Consider the following 23169-nt stretch of genomic DNA (forward strand, 5'->3'; position numbering starts at 1 on the left):
GCTGGCGTCTCAGCAGGCCGAGTCCTGGAAATCCTTCCCGGCTGAGTGGGAATCAAATCCCACTTCGAGCTGTTCTCGATTTTTCTCCTGGCGCAGAATGCCTGACTGACCTGATGAGCCCGAATCCAAGGAAACCGTATGAGCCTGTCCCTTCTCAGTCGTTACGCCTTCTTTACCGGTTGTGTGATCTTCACCCTCGCCAGCCTGCCGTTCCTGGGGCATGACTGGCTCTGGCCCTTCACCCTGGTGACCGGCCTGCTGAGCCTGCTGGGCCTGTTCGACCTGCTGCAAAGTCCCCACGCGGTGCGCCGCAACTACCCGGTCCTGGGCAATATCCGCTACCTGGTGGAAGGCATTCGCCCGGAGATTCGCCAGTACCTGCTCGAATCCGACAGCGAAGCCCTGCCCTTCTCCCGTGCCCAGCGTTCGCTGGTGTATTCCCGGGCCAAGAACGAAAGCGCCGACAAACCCTTCGGCACCCTGATCGATGTGTACCAGGGCGGTTTCGAATTTATCGGCCACTCCATGCGTCCGGCACCACTGAGCGACCCGAGCGGCTTTCGCGTCATCGTCGGCGGCCCGCAGTGCAAGCAACCGTACTCGGCCTCGGTGTTCAACATTTCGGCGATGAGCTTCGGCTCCCTGAGTGCCAACGCCATCCGCGCCCTGAACCAGGGCGCCAAGCTCGGCAACTTCGCCCACGACACTGGCGAGGGCAGCATCAGCCCCTACCATCGCGAGAACGGCGGCGACCTGACCTGGGAGCTGGGCAGCGGCTATTTCGGCTGCCGCACCGCGGACGGCCGCTTCGACCCGGAGCGCTTCGCCGCCCAGGCGCGGGACCCGCAGGTGCGGATGATCGAAATCAAGATGAGCCAGGGTGCCAAGCCCGGCCATGGCGGCATTCTGCCCAAGCACAAAGTGACCCGCGAGATCGCCGAAACCCGCGGCATCCTGATGGGCGAGGACTGCGTATCGCCGTCGCGGCATAGCGCGTTTTCCACGCCGATTGAAATGATGCACTTCATCGCCCAACTGCGTGAATTGTCCGGCGGCAAGCCGGTGGGCTTCAAGTTCTGCCTGGGCCATCCGTGGGAATTCATGGGCATTGCCAAGGCCATGCTGGAAACTGGCATCCTCCCGGACTTTATCGTGGTCGACGGCAAGGAAGGCGGCACCGGCGCGGCACCGGTGGAATTCACCGACCATATCGGCGTGCCAATGCGCGACGGCCTGCTGTTCGTGCACAACACCCTGGTGGGCTTGAACCTGCGGGACAAGATCAAGCTCGGCGCCAGCGGCAAGATTGTCAGCGCTTTCGATATCGCCAGCGTCCTGGCCATTGGCGCCGACTGGGCCAACTCGGCGCGTGGCTTCATGTTCGCCATCGGCTGCATCCAGTCGCAGAGCTGCCATACCAACAAATGCCCGACTGGCGTCGCGACCCAGGATGCCCTGCGTCAACGCGCGCTGGTGGTACCGGATAAAGCCCAGCGGGTGTTCAACTTCCACCGCAATACCTTGAAGGCGTTGGCCGAGATGCTGGCGGCGGCGGGGTTGGAGCATCCGTCGCAACTGGAAGCCAAGCATCTGGTACGGCGGATGTCGGCGACCGAGATCAAGCTGTTTTCGCAGTTGCATGTGTTCCTCAAGCCGGGTCAGTTGCTGACCGGCGAGGTCAATGGCGAGTTCTATTCGCGCATGTGGCAGATGGCGCGGGCGGATAGTTTCGAGGCCAACTCCGAAGCGGTGGCCTGAGACCCAACCGGCGATACCGGCGCAAGACTTAGCGCCGGTTAGCCCGCCTCGTCAATGTCGAGGTCAACAGAGTATCGTTGTCTCTCCCGATACTTCGGAGCCTTTACCAGGCATTCGACATCACCGCTCCGTCCTTCTCCAGCGAGGCGACTTCTCCCGTTTATTAATTAATTGACGCCCGTCCGTCATCGCTGAAGTGACCTAAACTCAAGTACCGCCGTACCGTCATAAACGGTATGCGCGATCAACACCACCGCATACTGCCCAGGATAGTTATTTTTCATGGCATAATTCTCAGAAAGGTCAAGAATATAAAAGTGCTCGGGCGCTGTTTGACGCTTCATTTTTTCCTCGACAACTTCCGTTGGCTCAACCTTGATAGAAGAGCCCAGCAACTTGAAATAGGTCGTATAGAGATCACTACCATAACCATAAACTGGAATATTTTTATTATCACCGATCACTTTTTGCGTAGCCGACCGCCAATCCAAAGCCGCTCTTTCAAAACTCGGTAAATTTCTCTCCCCCCACAGGTGAGCCATCGACATGGACAAAATAAATACCACTATGGTATACCGAGTAAACCTGTCACGTACCGAGCGTATCGCATACGCGACCACCAACAAAGTGACTGGCAAAAGAACAATCGTATTTCGGTAGGATAAGATAGGCGTCTGAAAAGTCGACCTTATATAGGAAATCGCCAAGGTCCCCGTCCACCAAAGCACCAACAACCTGAGTGCATCTCGATGTTTGTCATGTTGAAGCATTTGGCTCAAACCTATAATCAACAACCCGACAAACAACACCCCTAGCGTGGCATTTCCAAAATGCTTTAAAAAAGCGATCTCTACAAAATCATTGACCGGTCTGTGTATCCACACCGCCTTTTTTCCTGCATTAATAATAATGTAAGGGACAATGGGAAGCAGGCTGACAAGCATGCCTCCTCCTGAGACCAGAGCCCTGTAAAACAAGCGCTTCTTGAACCCCTCACGAAAGCTCTCATAGCCCAACAATACAGCCTGCACCATAATCGGAAAAAATCCAAAATAGTGAGTATTGACTAGCAGTGCGCCCACCACCATATAGATCATCATGGATCTGATAGTTTGCTGCCTCAGCAAATCGAGAAACGTCACAAATGACAGCACCGTCAATACGATCAATAGCGAATAAGAACGTACCTCTTGCGAGCTGAGTATTAAGAAAATATTGACTGCTGAAAGAAACGCCACCAACAGCCCCGTCTTGTCATCAAACAACCGCCGCCCCAACATAAACATCGCAGGAATCAGCACAATTCCGAAGCAAAGGGAAAGATAGCGCCCTATCATTTCATGGTAACCAAAAATCTTATAAGCACACCAAAGTATCATCTGATAAAGTGGTGGATGCACATCTTCAACTGTCACACGAAAAACTTCGGACAAACTATTATCCGGATCGCTAAACCCAGCACTGAACAGCTCATCCATCCACAAGCTTTGATACAACGTATCATAAAATCGAAAATAAACGCCTAAGCCGATGATCATCAACAGTAAACAATAAACCTTCCTGGGTCTTTTCCCCTTATTCAATGTATTCATATAGATCTCTTCCAACACTGCACCGTGTCCATTTCAAATCCGGCTATCGGATAGATCGGGGTATCAACAGAACCGCCACACCGATGCCGACGGCAAACCACAGCGTGGCCAGTCGAAAGAGCAACGTCGCTGCAATGGCCTCGGGGTTCGGCATACCCTTCCAGATAAGTAGAGCGATCATGACCGCTTCTGTACTGCCCAAACCACCCGGCATAAAGCTCAGTGCACCGGCCAGCATGGATACGGCATAGACAAATATCGCGAACACCAGCGGGATATCCCCGCCCACTCCTATCAATATCCGATGCAAGGCAAGCGCTTCCGCCCACCAGGCCAGCAAACTCAAAAAGGTCGCGCCAAGCAACATTCCGGGCGTATGGCATCGCCTTGCCTGATGTACGACATGACATAGGCTACGTAACAACACGAATGGCTTTGCGTCGGACCTGGGTATTCGTCGCTCAAAGGCGTCGATAAATGCCTTTCGGGAAAGCACCAGCAGCCCGAATCCCACCAACAATGCGCCGAACAGGATGATTGAACGTGATTCGGGATAAAGGCTGAGGCCGAAAAGCGCCAACACTACCACCGCCACCAGATCTGAAAGCCGCTCACTGAACAAGATGGCAAAACTCTGGGCATAGGGAACATGCCATTGTTTAAGCAATACACTGCGCAAGGCCTCACCGACCTTGCCCGGTGTCGTGGTAAGAGCAAAACCGGCCAGGTAGATTTTCAAACCCGGCCACCCGGGTAATACATGCCCCAAAGCCCTCAAATAGACCCGCCATCGCAAGAATCGCAGGCAGTAGTTGGTCAATACCAACAGCAGTATTACGACAATACCGCCCCCTCCGACGCGGCTCATCGTCCGGTAGACGGCATACCCGCCGCCCCACAGGGAAAACCCCAAGTAGCCGGTGGCCGAAAGTACGACGGAGCCGATCAATGCCCGATAACGCCAGCCGGATGGAAATATCGATTCGGTCATAGCTTCAGCCTTTTGAACAATGGCTGCGGGATAGAACGAATCGCCAGCATGATGAGCGCCCAGAAACCGGGAACGTAGAGCACCGCAGCCCGACGTTCGATACCCATCACAATCCGCCGGGCCACCCGATCCGGTTCGGCAACCAGCATCGCGGGGAACTTCAAGCCCTGGGTCATGGGCGTATCGACGAAACCGGGTTTGATTGTCGTGACATAAACCCCTGCGTTGAATAGACGGGCCCGCAACCCTTCGCAAAATGTCGAAATAGCGGCCTTGGCGGCCCCGTACAAGTAGTTGGAGGGGCGTCCCCGCTCACCCGCAACCGAGGAGATGACCGCCAACACGCCATGACGCTGCGCCTCCAACTGGTTGGACAGGAGAGTCAACAGCGCGATCACCGAAGTACCGTTGTTGGCAAACTCGCGTAGTGACAGGGCAACATCCTGCTCACAGGCCTGTTGGTCCGGTAATGTGCCATGAGCAATCAGCACAATATCGATGTGCCCCAACCCCTCCAGACAGTGCCCCAACATGGCCGCATGGGCACCGATGTCGGCGGCATCGATCACCCGGCCTGCGCCTCGGACTCGAAGATCGTCGGCGACCTGATGCAGCTTCTGGACATTGCGTGCAACCAGGAAAAATTCGCTGCCGTCTAGGGCCCAAAGCTGGGCACATGCCAAGGCAATCGTGGAGGTGGCGCCCATGACAAGGATCTTCTTCATTGTGTGACACGCTCCCAGAAACGTGAGGACAACGCCGGATCGCGCAGGGCTTGCAAACGTACCCAGGCGGGGTAAGCCTGACGAAAGTCGTTGCCGCTCATGTGCGCGTCTTTTGCAGGGTACAGTCGGCCTCCCGCCTCTCGGACAATTGCATCCAGGCGTCGAAAGAGCGTTTGTTCGGGCTTCGCACTCTGTGGAAAATCCAGGGCCAGCGATGTACCCGGCATCGGAAACGACAACAACCCAGGAGACGGGAGGTCGCCACAGCGTTTGAGTACGGCGAGGAATGAGCCTGTACCGCTGCCGGCTACGGCGTCGAGCAACTCAGCCAGCGCGGCCTCGGCCAAGGCGCTGGGCAGCACGCATTGAAACTGCTGGAACCCGTGACGCCCGTACATCCGATTCCAGTGCGAGATACGGTCAAGCGGGTAGAAAAAATGTGTGTACGGGCTGACTTCCCGCAACCGGCTTGTCGGTTGCCGATGCCAATAAAGCCGATTGAAGCCCTTGAGTGACAGACGATTGATCAGAGAAACCGCTGGTGTTATCGGGACGCTCAAACGACTGGGAGTCTCCACCGTCAACGTCCCATTGCGCGCATGGTCACCCACCACGAAAACACCTCGGCCCAGTTGGTCGCCCTTGGCCATGCAGTCGATCCAGGCAACGCTGTATTCATGCAGAGGATCCAGTTCGGTCGCCAGGTGGAAAAACTCATTCAGGTGACCAAAGCGTACGCGCGTGGTTTCGATCTGGCTGGCGACAATGGGTTGCAAGCGTATACACACCCAACTGATCACACCTGTCAGCCCCAGCCCACCGATAGTGGCGGTAAACCACTCCGGATTCTCCTGCCGCGAACAACGCAGGGGCGCGCAATCCGAGCGATGGAGTTCAAAACACTGGACCGAATGGCCAAAAGTACCTCGCACATGATGATTCTTGCCATGCACGTCATTGGCGACGGCACCGCCCAACGTCACGAATTGAGTGCCGGGGGTAACCATCAGAAACCAGCCTCTGGGAATGACCAACTCCAGAATCTCTCCCAGAGTCACTCCGGCCTCCGCGCAGATTTCTCCATTTTCCCAATCCACCTCGATGAAGCGATTGAGTGGACCCATCAGCAAAACCTGACCGCTACTGGCCAGGCAGCTGTCGCCATAGCTGCGTCCGTTGCCGAATGGCAGCGTCGTGCCATGCTGGCGAGCCAGGCCACGCAGTTGCTCATCCAGATCATTACGCCAGCGACACGGATGAGCGGTTTGCGGCGTTTGGGGATAACCGGCCCAGGAGAGCAGAAGGCGACTCACCGCATCGCCCTTGAAATATCCCGATATCTGACACACATGAGCTACTCCCTGCCTTTTCCAAAATGAAAGAGGATGGCAACGCCAATGTTCAAATGGCCATCCAGAAAATCAGACAGAACAGGCCACCGACCGCCAAACTTATATAATCATGAAGTGCAAAAACGACTGGGTCTTCATTCATCAACCCACGGTGAGTCAGTATCCATATACGAGTAATCCAGAACAGCAATAATGGACAGGCCAGCCAGATAAATTGAGGGTGAGAATACAATGAGAGCGTGCCACCATCATGGATATACAACACCAGCACCAACACTGACAGATACCCCGACGCCGTTCCCATGGACGACAGCATTTCCAGATCAACGGTAAAGTAATCACGACCACTGATCGCGCCTTCATTTCCCTTGCTTAACGCAACACTCAGTTCTGAATAACGTTTGACCAAGGCCAGACTGAGAAACATGAACATCGAGAACGCCAGTATCCAAACGGTTAACTCCAGCCCGAACACCACGCTGCCCGCGACGATGCGGAGGGTATAAAGCAGTGCCAAGGCAACCACGTCGAGCGCCATGACCCGTTTCAGTGCCAGCGAATAGCCCAGCGTCAGCAGATAATAGATAACCAGCACCGTCGAGAACTGCCCAGGCAACAACCATATCGCCCCGCCAAAAGCGATCGCGAGCAATATCGGAAAAGCCACCAGCCCCGACTGGATCGACAATTCCCCACTGGCAAAGGGTCGTCGATGCTTAGTGGGGTGTCGTCGATCATCGCCAAGATCGAGTAGATCGTTGAGAATATAGACACCCGATGCACATAATCCAAACAACAGAAACGCCAATACGCCTTTCCAGAGTAAAGACAGGTTGCCCAACTGATGAGCAGCCAACAAGGGAACAAATATCAACGCGTTCTTCACCCATTGGTGAATCCGCAACGCCTTGCTCCACACCTTGAAACCAACCGATCTGGAGTGGATAACTTGCTCGACGTTCCCCATCGATCTGGCCGCACGCTCGACGCCTGGAAGCGGATTGACAACATAAGCCAGGTTGGCGGAACGCCACACAACCAGGTCATCACGGGAATTACCGACATAGTCAAAGCCTTTCTCCCCGTAAAGCTCGACCAGCACATCACGCTTTCGCGTCCCTGAAAGGTTGCGCTCCGCGCTCGAGGACAACACCTGGTCGAACAACGCGAGATGCCCGGCAATACGATCCACCAGAAAATGATGACTGGCCGTGGCCAGGACAACCCTGCGCCCCGTGCGCCGCTGTTCTTCAATCATGGAAATGATCACGGGATCGTAGGGCAACAGCGATACATCGATTTCACTGACGCCAGCCAGATGTGCTTTCAGATGGGCCTTGCCCTGTCTCAACCAACTCAGTGTTCTGAACAGATTCAGCGGTTGGCTGCGCACAAACGCCATACCGCTTTCCAACAAAAGATCGGATCTGAGAAGAGTGCCATCCAAGTCGACGACAAATGGAATGACCGCCATACCTGAATCCTTCCATGAGTTCCAACATTGATTGTATCTGCGACGTAGGGTGTTGCTGATTGGGCCGAGTCTATGCCTTATCCAAGGAGAGTGTAACTGTCAGAAATAACAGGTATAGACGAATTTATCAGCCTCTACTCGCGAAGCCACTGACAGCACTGTAAGTCCAGATTCCGGCGTTTGAAGGCCTTGTGACATTCAGTAATACCCCAGTTTTGCAATTCCCTCCCATTCCCGCCAACCTGCATGCCGCCGACATACGGCGTGCAATTTCTTACAGCCACAACAGCCCTATTCAACATTCCCCCAAGAGCTTCCCCGTGATGTCCAACGGACGCGATCACCGCATCGACTTTTTCCGCGGGTTGGCGCTGATCTTCATTTTCTGGGATCACCTGCCGCAGAACCCTCTCGGCCATTTCACCGTGCGCAATTTCGGTTTCAGCGACGCGGCGGAAATCTTCGTCTTCCTCGCCGGGTATGCCGCGATCCTGGCCTACGGCAAGATCGTCCGCCGTGACGGCTATCTGGTTGCCTGCGTGCGCATCCTGCGCCGCGCCTGGGTGCTTTATGTTGTGCATATCTTCCTGCTGGCGTTGCTGATGGGCATCGTGTTCTTTGCCAACAGCCAGGTGGAAACCCGTGACCTGGTGCAGGAAATGGGCTTGCAGTATTTCCTCACCCATCCGCAGCAGGCACTGGTGGACGAATTGCTGCTGCGCTTCAAACCCAACCTGATGGACCCCCTGCCGCTGTATATCCTGCTCCTGCTCGGCTTGCCGCTGGTGCTGCCGATGCTGTTGCGCAAGGCCGAATACGTGGTCGGGCTGTCGGTGCTGCTGTACCTGCTGGCCCCCTGGTTCCAGTGGAACCTGGCCGCCCAGGAGGGCGGCGTGTGGTTCTTCAACCCCCTGGCCTGGCAGTTGTTGTTCGTGCTGGGGAGTGCGGCGGCGATCCATGGACAGCGCAAGACGCGTCCGCGGACCCGCGCCCTTTCGCGGCAGCCTTTGTTCATGACCTGCGCGGTCTACCTGTTCGCCTGCGCGGTGATCGCCCTGTCCTGGCGATGGCCGCAGGCCCATGATGCCTTCATGCCCAAGCTCTTGGGCGAATGGCTCTATCCGATCAGCAAGACCGATCTGTCGCCGGCGCGCTTGCTGCATTTCCTCGCACTGGCCTATGTAGTGGCGACGCTGTTGCCCAAGGATGGCTGGCTGGATCACTGGCTGGCCCGACAGACCTGCCGGATGGGCCGTTACTCACTGGAAGTGTTCTGCTTCGGCGTGTTGCTTGCCCCCTTGGCGGACATGTTCAACGCCCAGGCCGGGGATGCCTGGCCGATTCAGCTGTTCAGCGCACTGCTGGGGGTGGCGTTGATGGCGGCGCTGGCAGGCTGGCTGGACCTCAACCAGCGATTGGGCCAGGGCACAAAGGTGGTCAGCGCCTGACAGGATCGACGTCTTTGTCAGTGCGACGGTCATGCCCTCTGCCCCGGATCAGCGCCAACACACCAATGGCCGATAGAAAAAACCTGACTTGCCTCACATATTCTTCCCCGCCCCCAAGCAGCGTCTAAGCTTCAGGCAAGTGCGATCAATCTGCGTGAATGGATGAATCGACTATGGGCGCTTTATGGCAATCCGATACGAGCAAGACTGTGGCGCCAGCCAACAGGGAGGATGAAGCGCCTTTACCGAAAAAACCGCGTAAGCGCAGGCTATGGTGGCGGCTGTTCTGGCTGGTGCTGCTGATTGCCCTGGTTTTACTGGGGTTTGCCGCCTCGCGGGAAATGCGCAGCTCCAAGCTCCAGGCGCGCGAATTCAGCCGTCTCGCCGCGGACCTGGGCTATTCAGTGGCATCCGGCCCCAGCGATTCGATGCTGTATCCCGGCGCCGGACCTTTCGACAAGCGCCTGGGCTACAGCTCGCTCGGCGAATTCCTGCCGCGCCTGTTGAAACGCAATTACCTGATCGAGGCCCAGGCCCGCTTCTCCCCTGCCCTGCTGGATTACAGCCAGGCCGGTTTCTTCGTGCCCTACAAGGAGAAAATCCAGGCGGGGCTGTCGATCACCGATTGCCGCGGCACCGATCTCTACCACTACGACTACCCGCAACAACTGTATGCGAGCTTCGCCGCCATCCCGCCGCTGGTGGTCAACAGCCTGCTGTTCATCGAAAACCGTGACCTGCTCGACCCGAAACAGCCCGAGGCCAACCCCGCCGTGGACTGGCCACGCTTCGGCAAGGCGGTGTTGTCGCAGATCGGCAAGGTGCTGCACATCGGTGGCCAGACCGCCGGGGGCAGCACCCTGGCAACCCAGTTGGAAAAATACCGTCACTCGCCGGACGGCCTGACCCTCTCCGGCGGTGAAAAGATCCGCCAGATGATTTCCGCCAGCGTGCGCGCCTATCAGGGCGGACCGCGAACCCTGGAAGCCCGGCAGGACGTGGTGCGCGACTACCTCAACAGCGTGCCGTTGTCCGCCGTCCCCGGCCATGGCGAAGTCCATGGCATGGCCGAAGGCTTGCGGGTCTGGTACGGCGCCGATTTCGCCCAGGTCAACGCCCGCTTGAACAGCGTTGCCAGCGATCCCCTGAGCCTGGCCCAACGTGGTCTGGCCCTGCGCGAGGTGTTGTCGCTGATGATTGCCCAGCGCCGCCCCTCCCACTACCTGGCCCGCGGCCGCGATGAACTGGCCGAACTGACCGACAGCCATATCCGCCTACTGGCCCAGAACGGGGTGATCGACGCGCCCCTGGCCGCCGCCGCCCTGGCCAGCAAGGTGACCTACCGCGACTGGCAGCAGGAGCCGACGATCCAGCCGGTGGAGTCGAACAAGGGCATCAGCGTGGCCCGCAGCCGCCTGTCGGCCATGCTCGACCGGCCGCTCTACGATCTCGACCGCCTTGACCTCTCGGCCACCAGCACCCTGCAGTCGGACTTGCAAAGCCAGGCCAGCGATTACCTCAAGCGTCTGGCCGACCCCGAGTTCGCCAAGTCCCTGGGCCTGTTGGGCGAACACCTGTTGACTCCGACCAGCACGCAACAGGTGCGCTACAGCTTCACCCTCTTCGAACTCACCCCCGACAGTGCACGGGTGCGAGTGCAGACCGACAGCACCGACCAACCTTTCGACATCAATGAAGGCAGCAAGCTTGAACTGGGCTCCACCGCCAAACTGCGGGTGCTGACCAGCTATCTGCAGATCATCGCCGAACTGCATGATCGTTATGGCAACCAGTCCACCACTGAGCTGAAGAAAGTCGCCAATGACGCCCAGGACCCGATCACCCGCTGGGCAGCGGACTATCTGACGCAGAACAGCGACCGTTCCTTGCCGAAAATGCTCGACGCGGCCCTCAGCCGACAATACTCGGCCAACCCAGGCGAAAGCTTCTTCACCGGCGGCGGCCTGCATCACTTCCACAACTTCCGCAAGGAAGACAACGGCCGCAGCCCGACCTTGCGTGAAGCCCTGCGCGAGTCGATCAACCTGCCGTTTATCCGCCTGATGCGCGACCTGGTGCGCTACAGCACCTACCAGGGCCCGAACAACAGCGCCGAACTGCTCAAGGACGACACTGAGCCACGTCGCCAGGAATACCTGGCGCGCTTCGCCGACCGCGAAGGCACGGCCTTCATGCTGCGCTTCTGGAAGAAATACCAGAACAAGACATCCCAGGAACGCCTGGACACCTTCCTCGACGGCATGCACCCGACGCCGATTCGCCTCGCCGCCGTGCATCGCTACCTGCTGCCGAACGCTCCGCAAGCGGCGTTCAACGCCTTCGTGCGGGCCCACCTGAAAACCGAGAAAGTCACCGACGAACGCCTGGCCAAACTGTACAAAAGCTACGGTCCCGGCACCTTCGACCTGCCGGACCAGGGTTTTATCGCCAAGGTTCACCCACTGGACCTGTGGCTGCTGGGCTACCTGTTGAACAACCCCCAGGCACGCTTCAGCCAGGTAGTCGCCGCCAGCGAGTTCGAACGCCAGGAAGTCTACGGCTGGCTGTTCAAGAGCAAGCACAAGAGCGCCCGCGACAGCCGGATCCGGGTAATGCTGGAAATCGAGGCCTTCCTCGATATCCATCAGCGCTGGCAACAGGTCGGCTACCCCTTCGATCACCTGGTGCCATCGCTGGCGACCGCCATCGGCAGCTCCGGCGACCGCCCGGCGGCGCTGGCCGAGCTGGTGGGGATCATTCTCAACGATGGCGTGCGCCTGCCGACACTGCGCATCGACACTCTGCACTTCGCCGCCGACACACCCTACGAAACCCGCCTGGTCAACGACCCGGACAAAGGCAAGCGGGTGCTGCCGTCGGAGGTCGCCACGGCCCTGCGCGAAGCCTTGTCACAAGTGGTGGATGCGGGGACCGCGCGACGGGTCTCCGGCAGTTTCAAACAGCCAGATGGCACACCGCTGGCCATGGGCGGGAAAACCGGCACCGGTGACAACCGCATCGAGGCCATCGGCCCCGGTGGGCGGGTTTTGAGTTCGAAGTCGATCAACCGGACGGCGACCTTCGTGTTCTATATCGGCGACCATCATTTCGGCACCCTGACCGCGTTCGTGCCAGGGCGCTCGGCCGAGTCGTTCAAATTCACCTCGGCCTTGCCGGTCCAAGTGCTCAAGGGCATGGCGCCGATCCTGACGCCCTACCTGCAGCCGGGCAGCAATACCTTGTGCAGCGCGCAGAAGGTCGCGCAAACACGCTGACGGCGCGAGAAAAGCCTCAGCGTGCGCTGTGAAAACGCTTGGCGAGGGTGTAGTTCTTTTTCCAGTAGCTATTGCTGAGGGAATCGATACGCACCGTCTTGCCGCTGCGGGGCGAGTGAATGAACTGGCCCCCGCCGACATAGAGCCCGACATGATTGACGTTGTTCTGGCCATTGCGCCGGAAGAACACCGCATCGCCGGGCTTGAGGTTTTTCCGCTCGATGGTCTTGGCGTTGGAACGCCGCATCGCCACGGTGGTACGCGGCAGCTTGATATCGGCCTCCTGCTGGAAGAGGTAGACCAGCAAGCCGCTGCAATCGAAGCCACTGACCGACATCCCGCCCCAACGGTAGGGCGTGCCGATCAGCTCATGGGCACGCCCCACGACATTGTCGATGGGTGCCGGCGCGGCCTTGGGCCGCATCCCCTGGACCACCTTGACCGACGAACCCGGGTTTGCCACATCAAGGGCGGCATGAGCCGACAGGAACAGGCCCGGCGACACCCACAGAAGTGCTCCTAACAAGAAACTGGACACGATAAGTCCCGCCTTTTTGACACGAGGCGGCATGGTAAAGAGCTGTCCCGACGCTTGATTAGAGTGTTTTTCTTCGATTTGCGTAGGGGAAATCTCTAGAGGCAAACGGAAAACACAACAAATGTCGACCAAGTCTACGAGCGCAACCAAGCCGAGCGTCCGTTCGTCATTTTTTCTTGCCGCGCACTTAAGATATATCTTAAGGTATATCTTAACCAGACAGGAGAAGAGCAATGAGAGAGCACCCCCATCACCACCACCCTCGCGAATTCGGCGATGGCCATGACGGTTTCGAACGCCGCCCAGGCCGCGAACGCGGCGGGCGCGGCCCCCGGGTTTTTGCCCCCGGCGACCTGAAACTGTTGCTGCTGGCGCTGATTGCCGAGCAGCCGTGCCACGGCTACGACCTGATCCGCCAGATCGAAGGCATGTTTGACGGTGCCTATAGCCCGAGTCCCGGCGTGATCTACCCGACCCTGACCTTCCTCGAAGAAAGCGAACTGATCATCGGCGACGCCGCCGCCGGAAAAAAGCGCTACACCGTGACCGACGCGGGACGCCAGTCCCTGATCGAACAGGCCGTGGCCCTTGACGGCGTGCGCATGCGCATCGATGTCAGCAAGCGCTCGCTGCGCGGCCATGAGCGGCCACTGGAAATCCACGAGGCGGTGCACAACCTGCGCCACGCCCTGCAACTGCACAACGGCCGCTGGAGCCCGGAAGAAATCCTGCGGGTTCGCGACCTGCTGAACAATACCGCCAAGGCCATCGTCGATGGGCCGGTATCCGCCCCGGCATGCTCGGAGAAATCGGAATGAATGCAGTCAGCCAACAAGGGATTCACCGCGTCATGCACGAAATCAAGCGCCGACGCCTGGAGGTGTTGCGAGTCGTCGACCTCACCCCGCGCATGCGCCGCATCACCCTGGGCGGGCCGGAGCTGGCGGGCTTTGTCAGCCTGGGCACGGATGACCATGTGAAAGTATTTTTCCCACAGAACGCCGTCGAACAGGTCGCGCTGGAAACCATGGTGCTGGGGGCCAAGGACAACGGCCCGTTGCCGGCCATGCGTGACTACACCCCACGGCGTTATGACCTGGAGATCGGCGAACTGGACATCGATTTCGTCCTGCACGGTGATGGTCCGGCTTCAACCTGGGCGGCCCAGGCCACGCCCGGCCAGTACCTCACTATCGGCGGGCCACGCGGCTCGATGGTGGTGCCGGATATCTTCGACAGCTACCTGTTGATCGGCGACGAAACCGCGCTGCCGGCCATTGCCCGGCGCCTGGAAGGCCTGGCGGCCAACCGGCGGGCACGGGTGCTGATCGAGGTGGAGAACGCTGCTGAACAACAGGTACTGAAGAGCCCGGCGCAGGTCGAGGTGACCTGGGTGCGGCGTGATGCGCCGGAGCAGGATCTGCTGCGCAGCATCGAACAGCTGAGCCTCCCCGAAGGCCGCCTGTATGCCTGGGTGGCGACCGAGGCGGCACTGTCACGCAAGATCCGCAAGGTGCTGCTGGGCAGCCATGGCTTGAACGAGGAGTTTCTCAAAGCGGTCGGCTACTGGAAGCTGGACGACAGCGCCGAAGACTGATCAGACAACAGAGAGGTTGATGCAAGCCTCAAGGGCCTCTTCGCGGGCAAGCCCTGCTCCTACAGGTTTGTGTCGTACACAAAAGGTCAGTGGACACCGCGAAACTGTAGAAGCAGGGCTTGCCCGCGAAAGCGTCAGTACAGACACCGCAGCTCTACCTGCCAACCCGCCACCGATCCACCCCAATCAACGCCCCCGACACCAGCAAGAACCCCAACAGAATCTGCCCGGCATTGATAAACACCTGTGGATAACCCAACTTATCCACATCGACGAAGGGATACGGATACACCCCGATCAGTTGTCCGCGTAACAGCACATAGGCGAAATAGACCACCGGATAGATCGCCCAGGGCAGCCCATCCGACAGCCGCAAAGTGCCCTTCTTCACGCAGCCCCACCAATAGACCACGAACAGCAGCGGCATCACGTCGTGCAGCAGCTCATCGGCCAACCACTGGAACCCTTGGGGATGCCACAGATGGCGCAACAACAGGTTGTAGGCCAACCCGACCACCACGATGCTCGCCGTCACGCCAGTCTGCACCGTCGGCCTGAGAAACCAACGGCGGCCCGCTGAGTCTCGTGACATCACCTCGCAGGTCAGCACCGTCGCCGCCAGGGTATTGGTCAGCACCGTGAAAAAGCTGAAAAAGGTCACCAGGCCGCCGATCAGGCTGGCCTCCACCCGCCAGCGAAAAATCAGCAGCAGGTACAGTTGGATCGCCAGCCCGCTCCACCCCAGCAGCGCCGCCCCCATCAACAGGACCCGCCGCCAACCGCCCGATGCTCGCACAGCGCGGCGTATCGCTTCGCCCGCCCTCACAACTCGCGCTTGGTCCGTGCCAGCTTGATATAAAGGGCCTCGACCTTCTCCCGTGCCCATGGCGTCTTGCGCAGGAAAGTCAGACTCGACTTGATGCTCGGGTCACTCTTGAAGCAACGGATATCGATGCGTTGCGCCAACCCTTCCCATTCGTAATGGGCCACCAGGGCATTGAGGATCTGCTCCAGAGTCACGCCATGCAAAGGGTTGTTGTTCGATGCCGTCATGCCAGGCCTTCAGGTCAGGAAAGGGAAGAAGCCGCGCACCTTAGCCGAGCCGTGGGGCGGGGGGAAGAGCCACGGGCGAAGACAAGCCGTCCCGCAGCTGAAATGACTGTGGGAGCGCTCTGATACGGCGCGCGGCGTGCGTGCAAGCGACAATCCATGCGCAAGCCGACAGACTGGCGATCAGCACCGCGGCAGCTCTTGCTTCAAGTTTAGTGCTGGAACCGGAAAAGCCTCTGGTTTTGTGCTTCTCCGCGCGCTCAGCCAATATCGCTGGTCACTGCCTTGCTGATTGTCTCTCCCAGCCCCTGCACCGTGCCGGAGAACGGCACAACAAGGCAGCAACGTCTCAATGTGGATTGCAACCGCTGCTGATCGAAACGTCATGTGTCACATCGGGTCTGTAGGGTTCCAGATTCCAAGGCGTTTTATCGCGAGCAATCGTCAGATGGCAAACCAACTGGCGGCGCATCCCTCCACCATCATTGTTTTTCCATTGCCAATCATTGCCAAATTTCCGAACAAGCTCAGCATATTCGGCATTGGTCTGATCAGATTGTATGGCCCTACCGCAGGTTGTGGGTATTACCGACAAGCTCCACTCATTCTTTTGAGTCCCGGGGTCGTAGCGCTGTATCCATGAAGCCGACTCTATATATTGCGTACAGACGCCAGTATCCCCCGCGACAGGCGAATCGTTCGCGTCCCGCCGCAGCGCCGACCAGCTTTTCAAATCGGCCCGATACACCAATGAGTAACGCTCGCCAGTTTTCACCTCCAGCTTGCCAGTACTGGTATTAACCGGACTGATCTGCGAACTGTAAGTAGCCGTGCTATCAAACAACACAACACTTCCGTCAGGTGCGCTGTTCGGCAAGGTCACGGCAGCTGCCCAGTTACCATCGGCGACGCTATAGCGAATGATTTTTTGCCCGGAAAGATCGGGAATGGTACTGCCCTGGCTATTGGGGCTATAACTGACCGTTTGCACCCGCCATTTTTGGCGCGAAGCACTATAGACAAATGAAAAGCTGTCTTTTTTCTCAACACTGATGGCATCAACGCCCACATCGGTATTTTTCAAGGACAGCACGCTTTTATAAGTTGCATTCGAATTAATGGTAATGCGTGTTGCATCAGGCGCCGCATCGGGCAAACTGAGATTCGATGAGAAATCCCCATCCGCAAGACTGAAATTTATGACACTGTCCCTGGCCGGTATATTACCCTGCCCACCAATGGCATTGGGACTGAGATCCAGAGCATAAGAAATACGTATGACAAACAACAACACAAAAATATAAGTTCTCATTTTCACTCCCTGTCCGCCAACGGCCGACCTGATCATTCACCCGGGCAAAAATCAACCACCAGGGCGACTTCGAATAGGCCCCTTGTTTTCCAGAACTCAGGGGACCGTGATCGTTCGGTTACTGGCCCAACTCGAGGTTTGCCCCTTGAGTGTCTGCCGTGTCGTAATTTTATAAGTGCCCGAGCCCAACTGAGCGCCATTGATAAACCAGTTTCCATTGCCATCGGCCAGCGACTTGTCAAAACAGTACCCGCCGCCTTCCAGACACACGTCAACGGTCGCGCCCGCCGCGCTTTTCCCTGAAATCATGAAGGGTGACGACACAGGCGATCCTTCAGTGGGACTGGAAATACTGGACGGATCCAACAGCATGAAGGCTCGGTTATTCGCCCAGCTCGATACCTGTCCATTGAGTGTTTGCCGTGCCGTGATCTTATAAGTGCCCGAGTCGAACTGAGCGACATCGATGAACCAGTATCCATTGGCATCGGCCACACGCTTGTCAAAACAGTACCCGCCGCCTTCCAGACACACGTCAACGGTCGCGCCCGCCGCGCTTTTCCCTGAGATTCTGAAGGGTGATGTTGCAATCGTGCCGTCAACCGGACTGAAAATCCACGGAGAGTCTGAATACGCCGGCATTGTCCCTGGTCCCGCGGTGACTTCCTGATCACGGGGATAAAATTCGAAGGTGACATCCTGATTCGACGAGGCAGGAAGGCTGACTTTTATAACCGGAACGACGATTCCCCCACTATCGGTATAAAATTCTTTCTGATTGGACCTGGCATCCACCAGACCGGCAGAATCAGAATAAAAGAATGCCTGAAGAGGTAGCGTACTGGCACTGCCTTGAGGCCAGGTCGTCAATTGCAATTCATTCCACTCGTAGAAACCATTGACCTTTTGCTTGGCCTTGAGAGACTCGTTAAAAAAAACCGCACTGTCCAACGTACCGCTCGCCACATCAAAACCACATTGTTCCAAATGTGCATTACCACTGGTCGACTGATTCCAGTGAGTCGCCCATTGATCCGCATTGACAATACCTTGTGCCTGACAAGGGCGGCTGACATCCTTGTACTTATTATTCTCCAGCGTAATGCTTCCACACAAGACGTCACGATGCCAATCCCATGAATCCATGGGGAACGAGCAAATAACACCGATAGAGAGCTTATTAACCGGGGCAGACAATTTTGGATAAAAAATGTAGCCATTCGTAAAGCCCCAGGCAAACGTCTGAAACTTTGCATCTGCCCTCAGATAGGAAAAGGCCACGCCACCGCGCTCCCGGGAGGGTGGGCTGGGATCCCAAACCCGATAGCGATCGGATTTTTTGCTGACCCGGAGAATTACACCACTGCAGAGAAAGGCCGGCCTATTATTAGTGCCGCAATTCTCAGCCAAATTGGAATAGCGAGCGCGAATATCGGCTAATACCGTATTAGCGTCATCCAACGAGCTGCCCGGATTACCTGAAACCCACTGAGCAGAGACCTGATGGCACAGCGCAAACAGGCCAAGCCCCAAAAGAAATAGTATCTTCTTCATGAAACCACCTTCGTCCATTACATAACAGTGAGAACACCCACTCCATTGCAACGATTTCACCCAGTGGTTCATACGGCGATACGACGACCAACGATTATTCAATTCATTGCTTATAACAGCACAGCAAACTCCATCAACCTTGCAAGAGCGCGAAAAAATTGAATAACGTCAAGTGTTCATGACACACGTTGTCTGTTGACCAATACCTTAGAAGAACGCAATACAGGGCTCTACTGTCAGAAATGACAGTCCTGACCAACGGTAGTGATGCCTCGCCACGCACCAAGGAAACATGGGACGGGAGTAACACCGACGATTGCGATACGCGAGGCACAGCCGGAAGCATCCCCTCCGGTTCATGTCCCTGCGCCGATGTGATCAGCGCTTGCCCTTCCACCGGTCCAGGGCCACCACCAGCAGAGAGATCACCACAAACGCCACCAGCACCATCAGCGCATTGATAAACACCTGTGGATAACCCAACTGGTCCACTTCGATAAAAGGATAGGGGTAGGAGCCGACAAAGTAGCCACGCACCAGGGCATAAATGAAATAGACCAACGGATAGAGCAGCCACGGCCAGAGATCCCGCCATTGCAAGGTGCCCTTCGGCACGCAGAACCACCAATAGATCACGAACAGCACCGGCATCACGTCGTGCAGCAGCTCGTCGGCCACCCACTGCAGGCCCTGGGGGTTCCAGGTGTTGCGCAACAGCAGGCTGTACGCCAGCCCGACCAGCACAATGGCAGCGGCCACGCCGCCCTGGACCGAGGGTTTGAGAAAGAAACGCCGAAGCGCCGAATCCCCCGACGTCGCCGCGCAGGTCAGCACCAGCGCCACCAGGATATTGGTCAGCACCGTGAAATAACTGAAGAAAATGTCCACCCCACCCAACAGGCCTTTCCCTGCCTGCCAGCGTGACATCAGGATCAGGTAGAGTTGGAGGATCAAGGCAAACCATCCCAGCACCGCCGCGACTTTCACCGCTATCCCACCCGCGCTTTGTGTCAGCACCATCTCGTCGTTCATGACCCCTGGCTCCTGGCTACGCGACACCTGCGACGGCAAAGCCCCAATCGGTTGGGCGCTCATGCAACAGGTTGTCTGTTGAGCAAGACCCTAGAAGAATGCGGGACAAGACTCTACTGTCAGAAATGACAGTCCTGACCAACGGCAACCGATCAGCGCTGACCGCGCCAGTGATCCAGCGCAATCACTGCCAGTGACACCAGCACGAATCCCAGCAGTACCCAGCCGGCATTGATAAACACCTGGGGATAACCCAGCCTGTCGACTTCAATGAAGGGATAGGGGTAGGCATCGATCAGCCGGCCGCGCACCAGGATGTCAACGAAGTAGGCCAGCAGAAAGATCAGCCACAGCGCCATATGCCACCATTGCAAGCGCCCCTTGGTCACACAGCACCACCAATAGACCAGAAACAGCACCGGCATCACATCGTGCATCAACTCATCGGGTACCCACTGGAACTCCCGGTCGCTCACCGGAACGCGCAGCAACAGGTTGTACACCAGCGCGACCAGTACGATGCTGGCCGACACGCCGCCCTGAACCCAGGGTTTGAGAAAGAACCGACGCCCAGCCGAACGCCCCGCTGTCGCCGCGTAGCTCAGCACTACCGCCGCGAGGATATTGGTCAGCACCGTAAAATAACTGAAGAAGAGATCCAGCCCGCCCAGCAGGCTCTTCTCGGTCTGCCAGTTCTGATAGAGCTCAATGGCCAATGCAACCCAGCCCAGAAAGGCCGCCCCTTTCAGGGCGATCCCACGCCAGCCGTGCGTCAACACCCAGTCATCGCTCATGAGCTTGGCTCCTGGCTCTCTCTACTGAAGCATAGCCGTTCGTCATCGATTCCCGGAAAGCGCCGATTGGCGAAAGCCTTCTCCTACAGCAGTGGCGTTGAGCGAAGCGACGCGCTCAGAGGCACGGCAACCCAGGCCTCGAACGCCGCCGCGGTCAACGGCTGGCTGATCAGGTCCCCCTGGGCCGTATCGCAGTGCCAGCGCTCCAGCAAGCGCAGGCTGTGGGCGTATTCGACGCCCTCGGCAACCACCTTCAGCCCCAGGTTGTGGCTCATCTCGATGGTCGAGCGGACGATCACCGCGTCCTCACTGGTTTCATCCAGGTCGCGGACGAAGGATTGGTCGATCTTCAGCTCCTGCACGGGCAGGCGCTTGAGGTGAGCCAGCGACGAGTAACCGGTCCCGAAGTCATCCACCGACAAGCTGATGCCGCACTCGCGCAGCCGATGCAAGACCTTCAAGGCCTGCTCAGGCTCGCGCATCACCGCACTTTCGGTAATCTCGAAAATCAATTGCTCGGCCGGCAGCCGGTGGGCCTGGAGCAACGCCAGGACACGGTCGACCAGGTCGGAACCGAGCAGATCGTCCGCGGATATATTCAATGACAATTGCAGGCACAGCCCCCGCTGGCTCCACTCCGACAACTGGCGTATGCCCTCCTCGACGACCCAGCGGGTCAGGGTCTGGATACTGCCGGTACGTTCGGCCAGGACGATGAACTCCGCTGGCGAGACCATGCCGAACTGCGGATGCTGCCAACGCAACAGGGCTTCGGCCTGATGCACGCGCCCCAGGCGGAGATCCAGCTTGGGTTGGTAATACAGCAGCAGCTCGCCATTGGCCGCGGCATGGCGCAGGTCACGGATCAGAGTGACCTGACGTCGGTGCGCCAGGTCGCGCCCCTGCTCGTAAACCTGGATACGGCCGGGGATCTGTTCGGCGTCTTTCATGGCGATGGCGGCGCGACTGAGTAACGCCTCCGCGGCCAGACCATCCCCCGGGAAGGCGGCAATCCCCATCCGGCAATCCAGGGCCACGTCATGCCCGCCAATCCGCCGGGGCTTGAGCAACAGTTGCTGGAGATTGTCCGCCGTGGCGACCGCACCGTCGCTGCTGGCATTCTGCAGCAACAACAGGAATTCGCCGCCGATCAGGTGCGCCACGGTATCGCCAGCACGCAGGGCCGCCAACAGCCGCTGGCCGACCTGCTGCAACACCTGGTCCACCGTATCGGGACCGCCGGCGTCGCCGATCGCCCGCAGATTGTCGATGGCCAGGCACACCAGGGCCACCGGCCGCCCGGCGCTGATCGCGCTGCCCAGGCGCTCCATGGCCAGCGCCCGGTTGGGCAGGCCGGTGAGTCCATCGTGCAAGGCATTGTGCGCCAGTTGTTGCTCACGCTCGGCGATGCCGCTTTGCATGGAATTGAAGGCCGTGGCCAACAGTCCCAGTTCGTCACTGCGCGGGAGCGCCAGCGGCGTCTGGTAATCGCCCTGGCCGATACGCTCCGCCGCCTGGGCCAGGGCCCGCACCGGCTGCGACACACTGCGCGCCAGCAACAAGGCACCGGCCAGGGACGCCAGGAGCGATACCAGAGCGATGAGCAGGATATTCTGGTCGAGCGGCGCGAACGCCTGCATCGCCGCATCCAGAGGACTTTGCAACAGGGCGATGACCTGATTGTCGTTTTCGTCGGCACTGCCGGCCAGCATCAGCGTCTTGCTCAGGAAGCTGTGTTGCTCGTACTCGGTCAGTACCTGCGCATGTTCCGTGGCGTTGGCGAGCATCATCTGCTCAAGGCTGTGAGCCATGGCCGGCGGCTGGGTGCTCACCAGTTGCCCGGGGTGCTGGCGGTCCACGGTCAGGAACGACACTTCCAGATTGCTCAACGAACGCAGCTCGCGGGCAAACGCGCTGTCCATGGAAAACCCCATCACCACCCGGGCGATCGGCAAGGGCGCCAGCACCGGTGCTTCCACCAGCAGATGCGGCTCGCCCTGCAAGGGCACGATCAGGGTCGATTGTTTGAGCCGCCGCGCCTCGCGCAGGGCCTGGTCGTAGCGGAATGGCGAACCGTCGGGCAAGTCGGCCAGGCTGCTGGCCAGGACCTTGCCATCCATGCTCAGGAGGATCATGTCACTGACGTTGATACGTTTGCCGTGATTGATCAGCACCGCGCGGATGGTTGCCGAATCGCCGCTGGCCACCGCATCGCGAAAGCCGAGATCCGCCGCCAGCAGTTGCACGCCATCGCTCAGGCGCCGGCCCTGGATGTCCAGCAAGCGCTCGAACATCCGGGTACCGAGCTGCAATTGCTCGCTGGCCTGGCTGCGGATCGCACTGTTGGTGGCCGCCTTGACGCTGAAATACAGCGCACCGATCACCACCAGCAATAGCAGGATCAGGACACAGGCGACCCGCGCCTGAAAGCTGCTTCGCAATTTCACGGACAGTTTTATCGAAGACATCGCCGAAAGCACTCGCAGCCGGCGCCGTCGGTTCGTCCGGCGACAGTGATGGGATGGACCATGCAGCAACTACTCATAGGTTCATGAACGTGAGAGCCGACCTTGGCATGAAAGGGTTCTGCAGGTGTCGATCCGCGGGTATCGCAGAGAAGACTACGCCGCATTCAAGGCAAATGGCCACTATTTTGACAAAGCCGACCAACCAGCGC

At 58.3% G+C, this 23169-nt stretch carries 18 protein-coding genes; 5 read left to right on the plus strand and 13 right to left on the minus strand.

What is annotated here, in order from left to right:
- Nucleotides 1-138 precede the first annotated feature (138 nt).
- The gene (locus PFEN_RS14220) at nt 139-1758 is read left to right on the plus strand and encodes an FMN-binding glutamate synthase family protein (protein ID WP_191487442.1); all 1620 of its coding nucleotides are present in this window, start codon (nt 139-141) and stop codon (nt 1756-1758) included.
- Nucleotides 1759-1943: 185 nt separating this feature from the next.
- On the opposite strand, the gene PFEN_RS14225 is transcribed toward PFEN_RS14220, so the two are convergent.
- The 5 genes from PFEN_RS14225 to PFEN_RS14245 form a co-directional block, all read right to left on the minus strand.
- Nucleotides 1944-3350 (minus strand): glycosyltransferase family 39 protein, encoded by a 1407-nt coding sequence (locus PFEN_RS14225; RefSeq protein WP_191487443.1) that lies wholly within the window; start codon nt 3348-3350, stop codon nt 1944-1946.
- Between the two features lie 43 nt (nt 3351-3393).
- Entirely contained in the window at nt 3394-4341 is a 948-nt protein-coding gene (locus tag PFEN_RS14230; RefSeq protein ID WP_191487444.1) for a lysylphosphatidylglycerol synthase transmembrane domain-containing protein, read from the minus strand.
- The gene (locus tag PFEN_RS14235; protein WP_191487445.1) at nt 4338-5066 is read right to left on the minus strand and encodes an SDR family oxidoreductase; all 729 of its coding nucleotides are present in this window, start codon (nt 5064-5066) and stop codon (nt 4338-4340) included. The genes PFEN_RS14230 and PFEN_RS14235 overlap by 4 nt, the downstream gene beginning before the upstream one ends.
- A complete protein-coding gene (locus tag PFEN_RS14240) occupies nt 5063-6379 on the minus strand; it encodes an FAD-binding oxidoreductase (RefSeq protein WP_191487446.1) in 1317 nt (438 codons plus the stop codon). The genes PFEN_RS14235 and PFEN_RS14240 overlap by 4 nt, the downstream gene beginning before the upstream one ends.
- Before the next feature lie 88 nt (nt 6380-6467).
- Nucleotides 6468-7892 carry a UbiA family prenyltransferase gene (locus PFEN_RS14245; protein WP_191487447.1) on the minus strand — a complete coding sequence of 475 codons (1425 nt, stop codon included), beginning with the start codon at nt 7890-7892 and terminating at the stop codon, nt 6468-6470.
- A 323-nt stretch (nt 7893-8215) separates the two neighbouring features.
- On the opposite strand from PFEN_RS14245, the gene PFEN_RS14250 reads away from it, so the two are divergent.
- Both PFEN_RS14250 and PFEN_RS14255 read left to right on the plus strand, forming a co-directional pair.
- Nucleotides 8216-9340 (plus strand): OpgC family protein, encoded by a 1125-nt coding sequence (locus tag PFEN_RS14250; RefSeq protein ID WP_191487448.1) that lies wholly within the window; start codon nt 8216-8218, stop codon nt 9338-9340.
- 173 nt (nt 9341-9513) lie between these two features.
- Nucleotides 9514-12615 carry a transglycosylase domain-containing protein gene (locus PFEN_RS14255; protein WP_191487449.1) on the plus strand — a complete coding sequence of 1034 codons (3102 nt, stop codon included), beginning with the start codon at nt 9514-9516 and terminating at the stop codon, nt 12613-12615.
- Between the two features lie 16 nt (nt 12616-12631).
- Here PFEN_RS14255 and PFEN_RS14260 read toward each other — a convergent pair whose 3' ends face one another.
- Nucleotides 12632-13078 carry a C40 family peptidase gene (locus tag PFEN_RS14260; protein ID WP_412071443.1) on the minus strand — a complete coding sequence of 149 codons (447 nt, stop codon included), beginning with the start codon at nt 13076-13078 and terminating at the stop codon, nt 12632-12634.
- A gap of 308 nt (nt 13079-13386) precedes the next feature.
- Here PFEN_RS14260 and PFEN_RS14265 point away from each other — a divergent pair, with 308 nt between their 5' ends.
- Together PFEN_RS14265 and PFEN_RS14270 are read left to right on the plus strand one after the other, a co-directional pair.
- Nucleotides 13387-13971 (plus strand): PadR family transcriptional regulator, encoded by a 585-nt coding sequence (locus tag PFEN_RS14265; protein ID WP_191487451.1) that lies wholly within the window; start codon nt 13387-13389, stop codon nt 13969-13971.
- The gene (locus tag PFEN_RS14270) at nt 13968-14750 is read left to right on the plus strand and encodes a siderophore-interacting protein (RefSeq protein WP_191487452.1); all 783 of its coding nucleotides are present in this window, start codon (nt 13968-13970) and stop codon (nt 14748-14750) included. Before PFEN_RS14265 ends, PFEN_RS14270 begins: the two co-directional genes overlap by 4 nt.
- A 154-nt stretch (nt 14751-14904) precedes the next feature.
- Here the strand turns inward: PFEN_RS14270 and PFEN_RS14275 are convergent, their stop codons facing one another.
- The 7 genes from PFEN_RS14275 to PFEN_RS14305 all read right to left on the minus strand — a co-directional run bounded on the left by PFEN_RS14275 (nt 14905) and on the right by PFEN_RS14305 (nt 22939).
- Entirely contained in the window at nt 14905-15510 is a 606-nt protein-coding gene (locus PFEN_RS14275) for a Pr6Pr family membrane protein (protein ID WP_191487496.1), read from the minus strand.
- Between the two features lie 62 nt (nt 15511-15572).
- Entirely contained in the window at nt 15573-15803 is a 231-nt protein-coding gene (locus PFEN_RS14280; RefSeq protein ID WP_040070571.1) for a VF530 family DNA-binding protein, read from the minus strand.
- A gap of 346 nt (nt 15804-16149) precedes the next feature.
- A complete protein-coding gene (locus PFEN_RS14285; RefSeq protein ID WP_191487453.1) occupies nt 16150-17112 on the minus strand; it encodes a DUF2599 domain-containing protein in 963 nt (320 codons plus the stop codon).
- 96 nt (nt 17113-17208) lie between these two features.
- Nucleotides 17209-18666 carry a hypothetical protein gene (locus PFEN_RS14290; protein WP_191487454.1) on the minus strand — a complete coding sequence of 486 codons (1458 nt, stop codon included), beginning with the start codon at nt 18664-18666 and terminating at the stop codon, nt 17209-17211.
- 378 nt (nt 18667-19044) lie between these two features.
- A complete protein-coding gene (locus PFEN_RS14295; RefSeq protein ID WP_191487455.1) occupies nt 19045-19698 on the minus strand; it encodes a Pr6Pr family membrane protein in 654 nt (217 codons plus the stop codon).
- A 152-nt stretch (nt 19699-19850) separates the two neighbouring features.
- Complete coding sequence (locus tag PFEN_RS14300) at nt 19851-20492, minus strand: Pr6Pr family membrane protein (protein ID WP_191487456.1); 642 nt, start codon at nt 20490-20492, stop codon at nt 19851-19853.
- Nucleotides 20493-20575: 83 nt separating this feature from the next.
- On the minus strand, nt 20576-22939 hold the full coding sequence (locus tag PFEN_RS14305; RefSeq protein ID WP_191487457.1) for a putative bifunctional diguanylate cyclase/phosphodiesterase: 2364 nt from the start codon (nt 22937-22939) through the stop codon (nt 20576-20578).
- Nucleotides 22940-23169 lie beyond the last annotated feature (230 nt).

This window comes from Pseudomonas sp. FEN, from assembly GCF_904067045.1.
Lineage (GTDB): Bacteria > Pseudomonadota > Gammaproteobacteria > Pseudomonadales > Pseudomonadaceae > Aquipseudomonas.

Excerpts from the sequence above, each read along its gene's own strand:
- PFEN_RS14220 (WP_191487442.1), top strand. The coding sequence starts at position 139 with ATGAGCCTGTCCCTTCTCAGTCGTTACGCCTTCTTTACCGGTTGTGTG.
- PFEN_RS14225 (WP_191487443.1), bottom strand. The coding sequence starts at position 3,350 with ATGAATACATTGAATAAGGGGAAAAGACCCAGGAAGGTTTATTGTTTA.
- PFEN_RS14230 (WP_191487444.1), bottom strand. The coding sequence starts at position 4,341 with ATGACCGAATCGATATTTCCATCCGGCTGGCGTTATCGGGCATTGATC.
- PFEN_RS14235 (WP_191487445.1), bottom strand. The coding sequence starts at position 5,066 with ATGAAGAAGATCCTTGTCATGGGCGCCACCTCCACGATTGCCTTGGCA.
- PFEN_RS14245 (WP_191487447.1), bottom strand. The coding sequence starts at position 7,892 with ATGGCGGTCATTCCATTTGTCGTCGACTTGGATGGCACTCTTCTCAGA.
- PFEN_RS14250 (WP_191487448.1), top strand. The coding sequence starts at position 8,216 with ATGTCCAACGGACGCGATCACCGCATCGACTTTTTCCGCGGGTTGGCG.
- PFEN_RS14255 (WP_191487449.1), top strand. The coding sequence starts at position 9,514 with ATGGGCGCTTTATGGCAATCCGATACGAGCAAGACTGTGGCGCCAGCC.
- PFEN_RS14265 (WP_191487451.1), top strand. The coding sequence starts at position 13,387 with ATGAGAGAGCACCCCCATCACCACCACCCTCGCGAATTCGGCGATGGC.
- PFEN_RS14270 (WP_191487452.1), top strand. The coding sequence starts at position 13,968 with ATGAATGCAGTCAGCCAACAAGGGATTCACCGCGTCATGCACGAAATC.
- PFEN_RS14275 (WP_191487496.1), bottom strand. The coding sequence starts at position 15,510 with ATGGGGGCGGCGCTGCTGGGGTGGAGCGGGCTGGCGATCCAACTGTAC.
- PFEN_RS14280 (WP_040070571.1), bottom strand. The coding sequence starts at position 15,803 with ATGACGGCATCGAACAACAACCCTTTGCATGGCGTGACTCTGGAGCAG.
- PFEN_RS14285 (WP_191487453.1), bottom strand. The coding sequence starts at position 17,112 with ATGAGAACTTATATTTTTGTGTTGTTGTTTGTCATACGTATTTCTTAT.
- PFEN_RS14290 (WP_191487454.1), bottom strand. The coding sequence starts at position 18,666 with ATGAAGAAGATACTATTTCTTTTGGGGCTTGGCCTGTTTGCGCTGTGC.
- PFEN_RS14295 (WP_191487455.1), bottom strand. The coding sequence starts at position 19,698 with ATGAACGACGAGATGGTGCTGACACAAAGCGCGGGTGGGATAGCGGTG.
- PFEN_RS14300 (WP_191487456.1), bottom strand. The coding sequence starts at position 20,492 with ATGAGCGATGACTGGGTGTTGACGCACGGCTGGCGTGGGATCGCCCTG.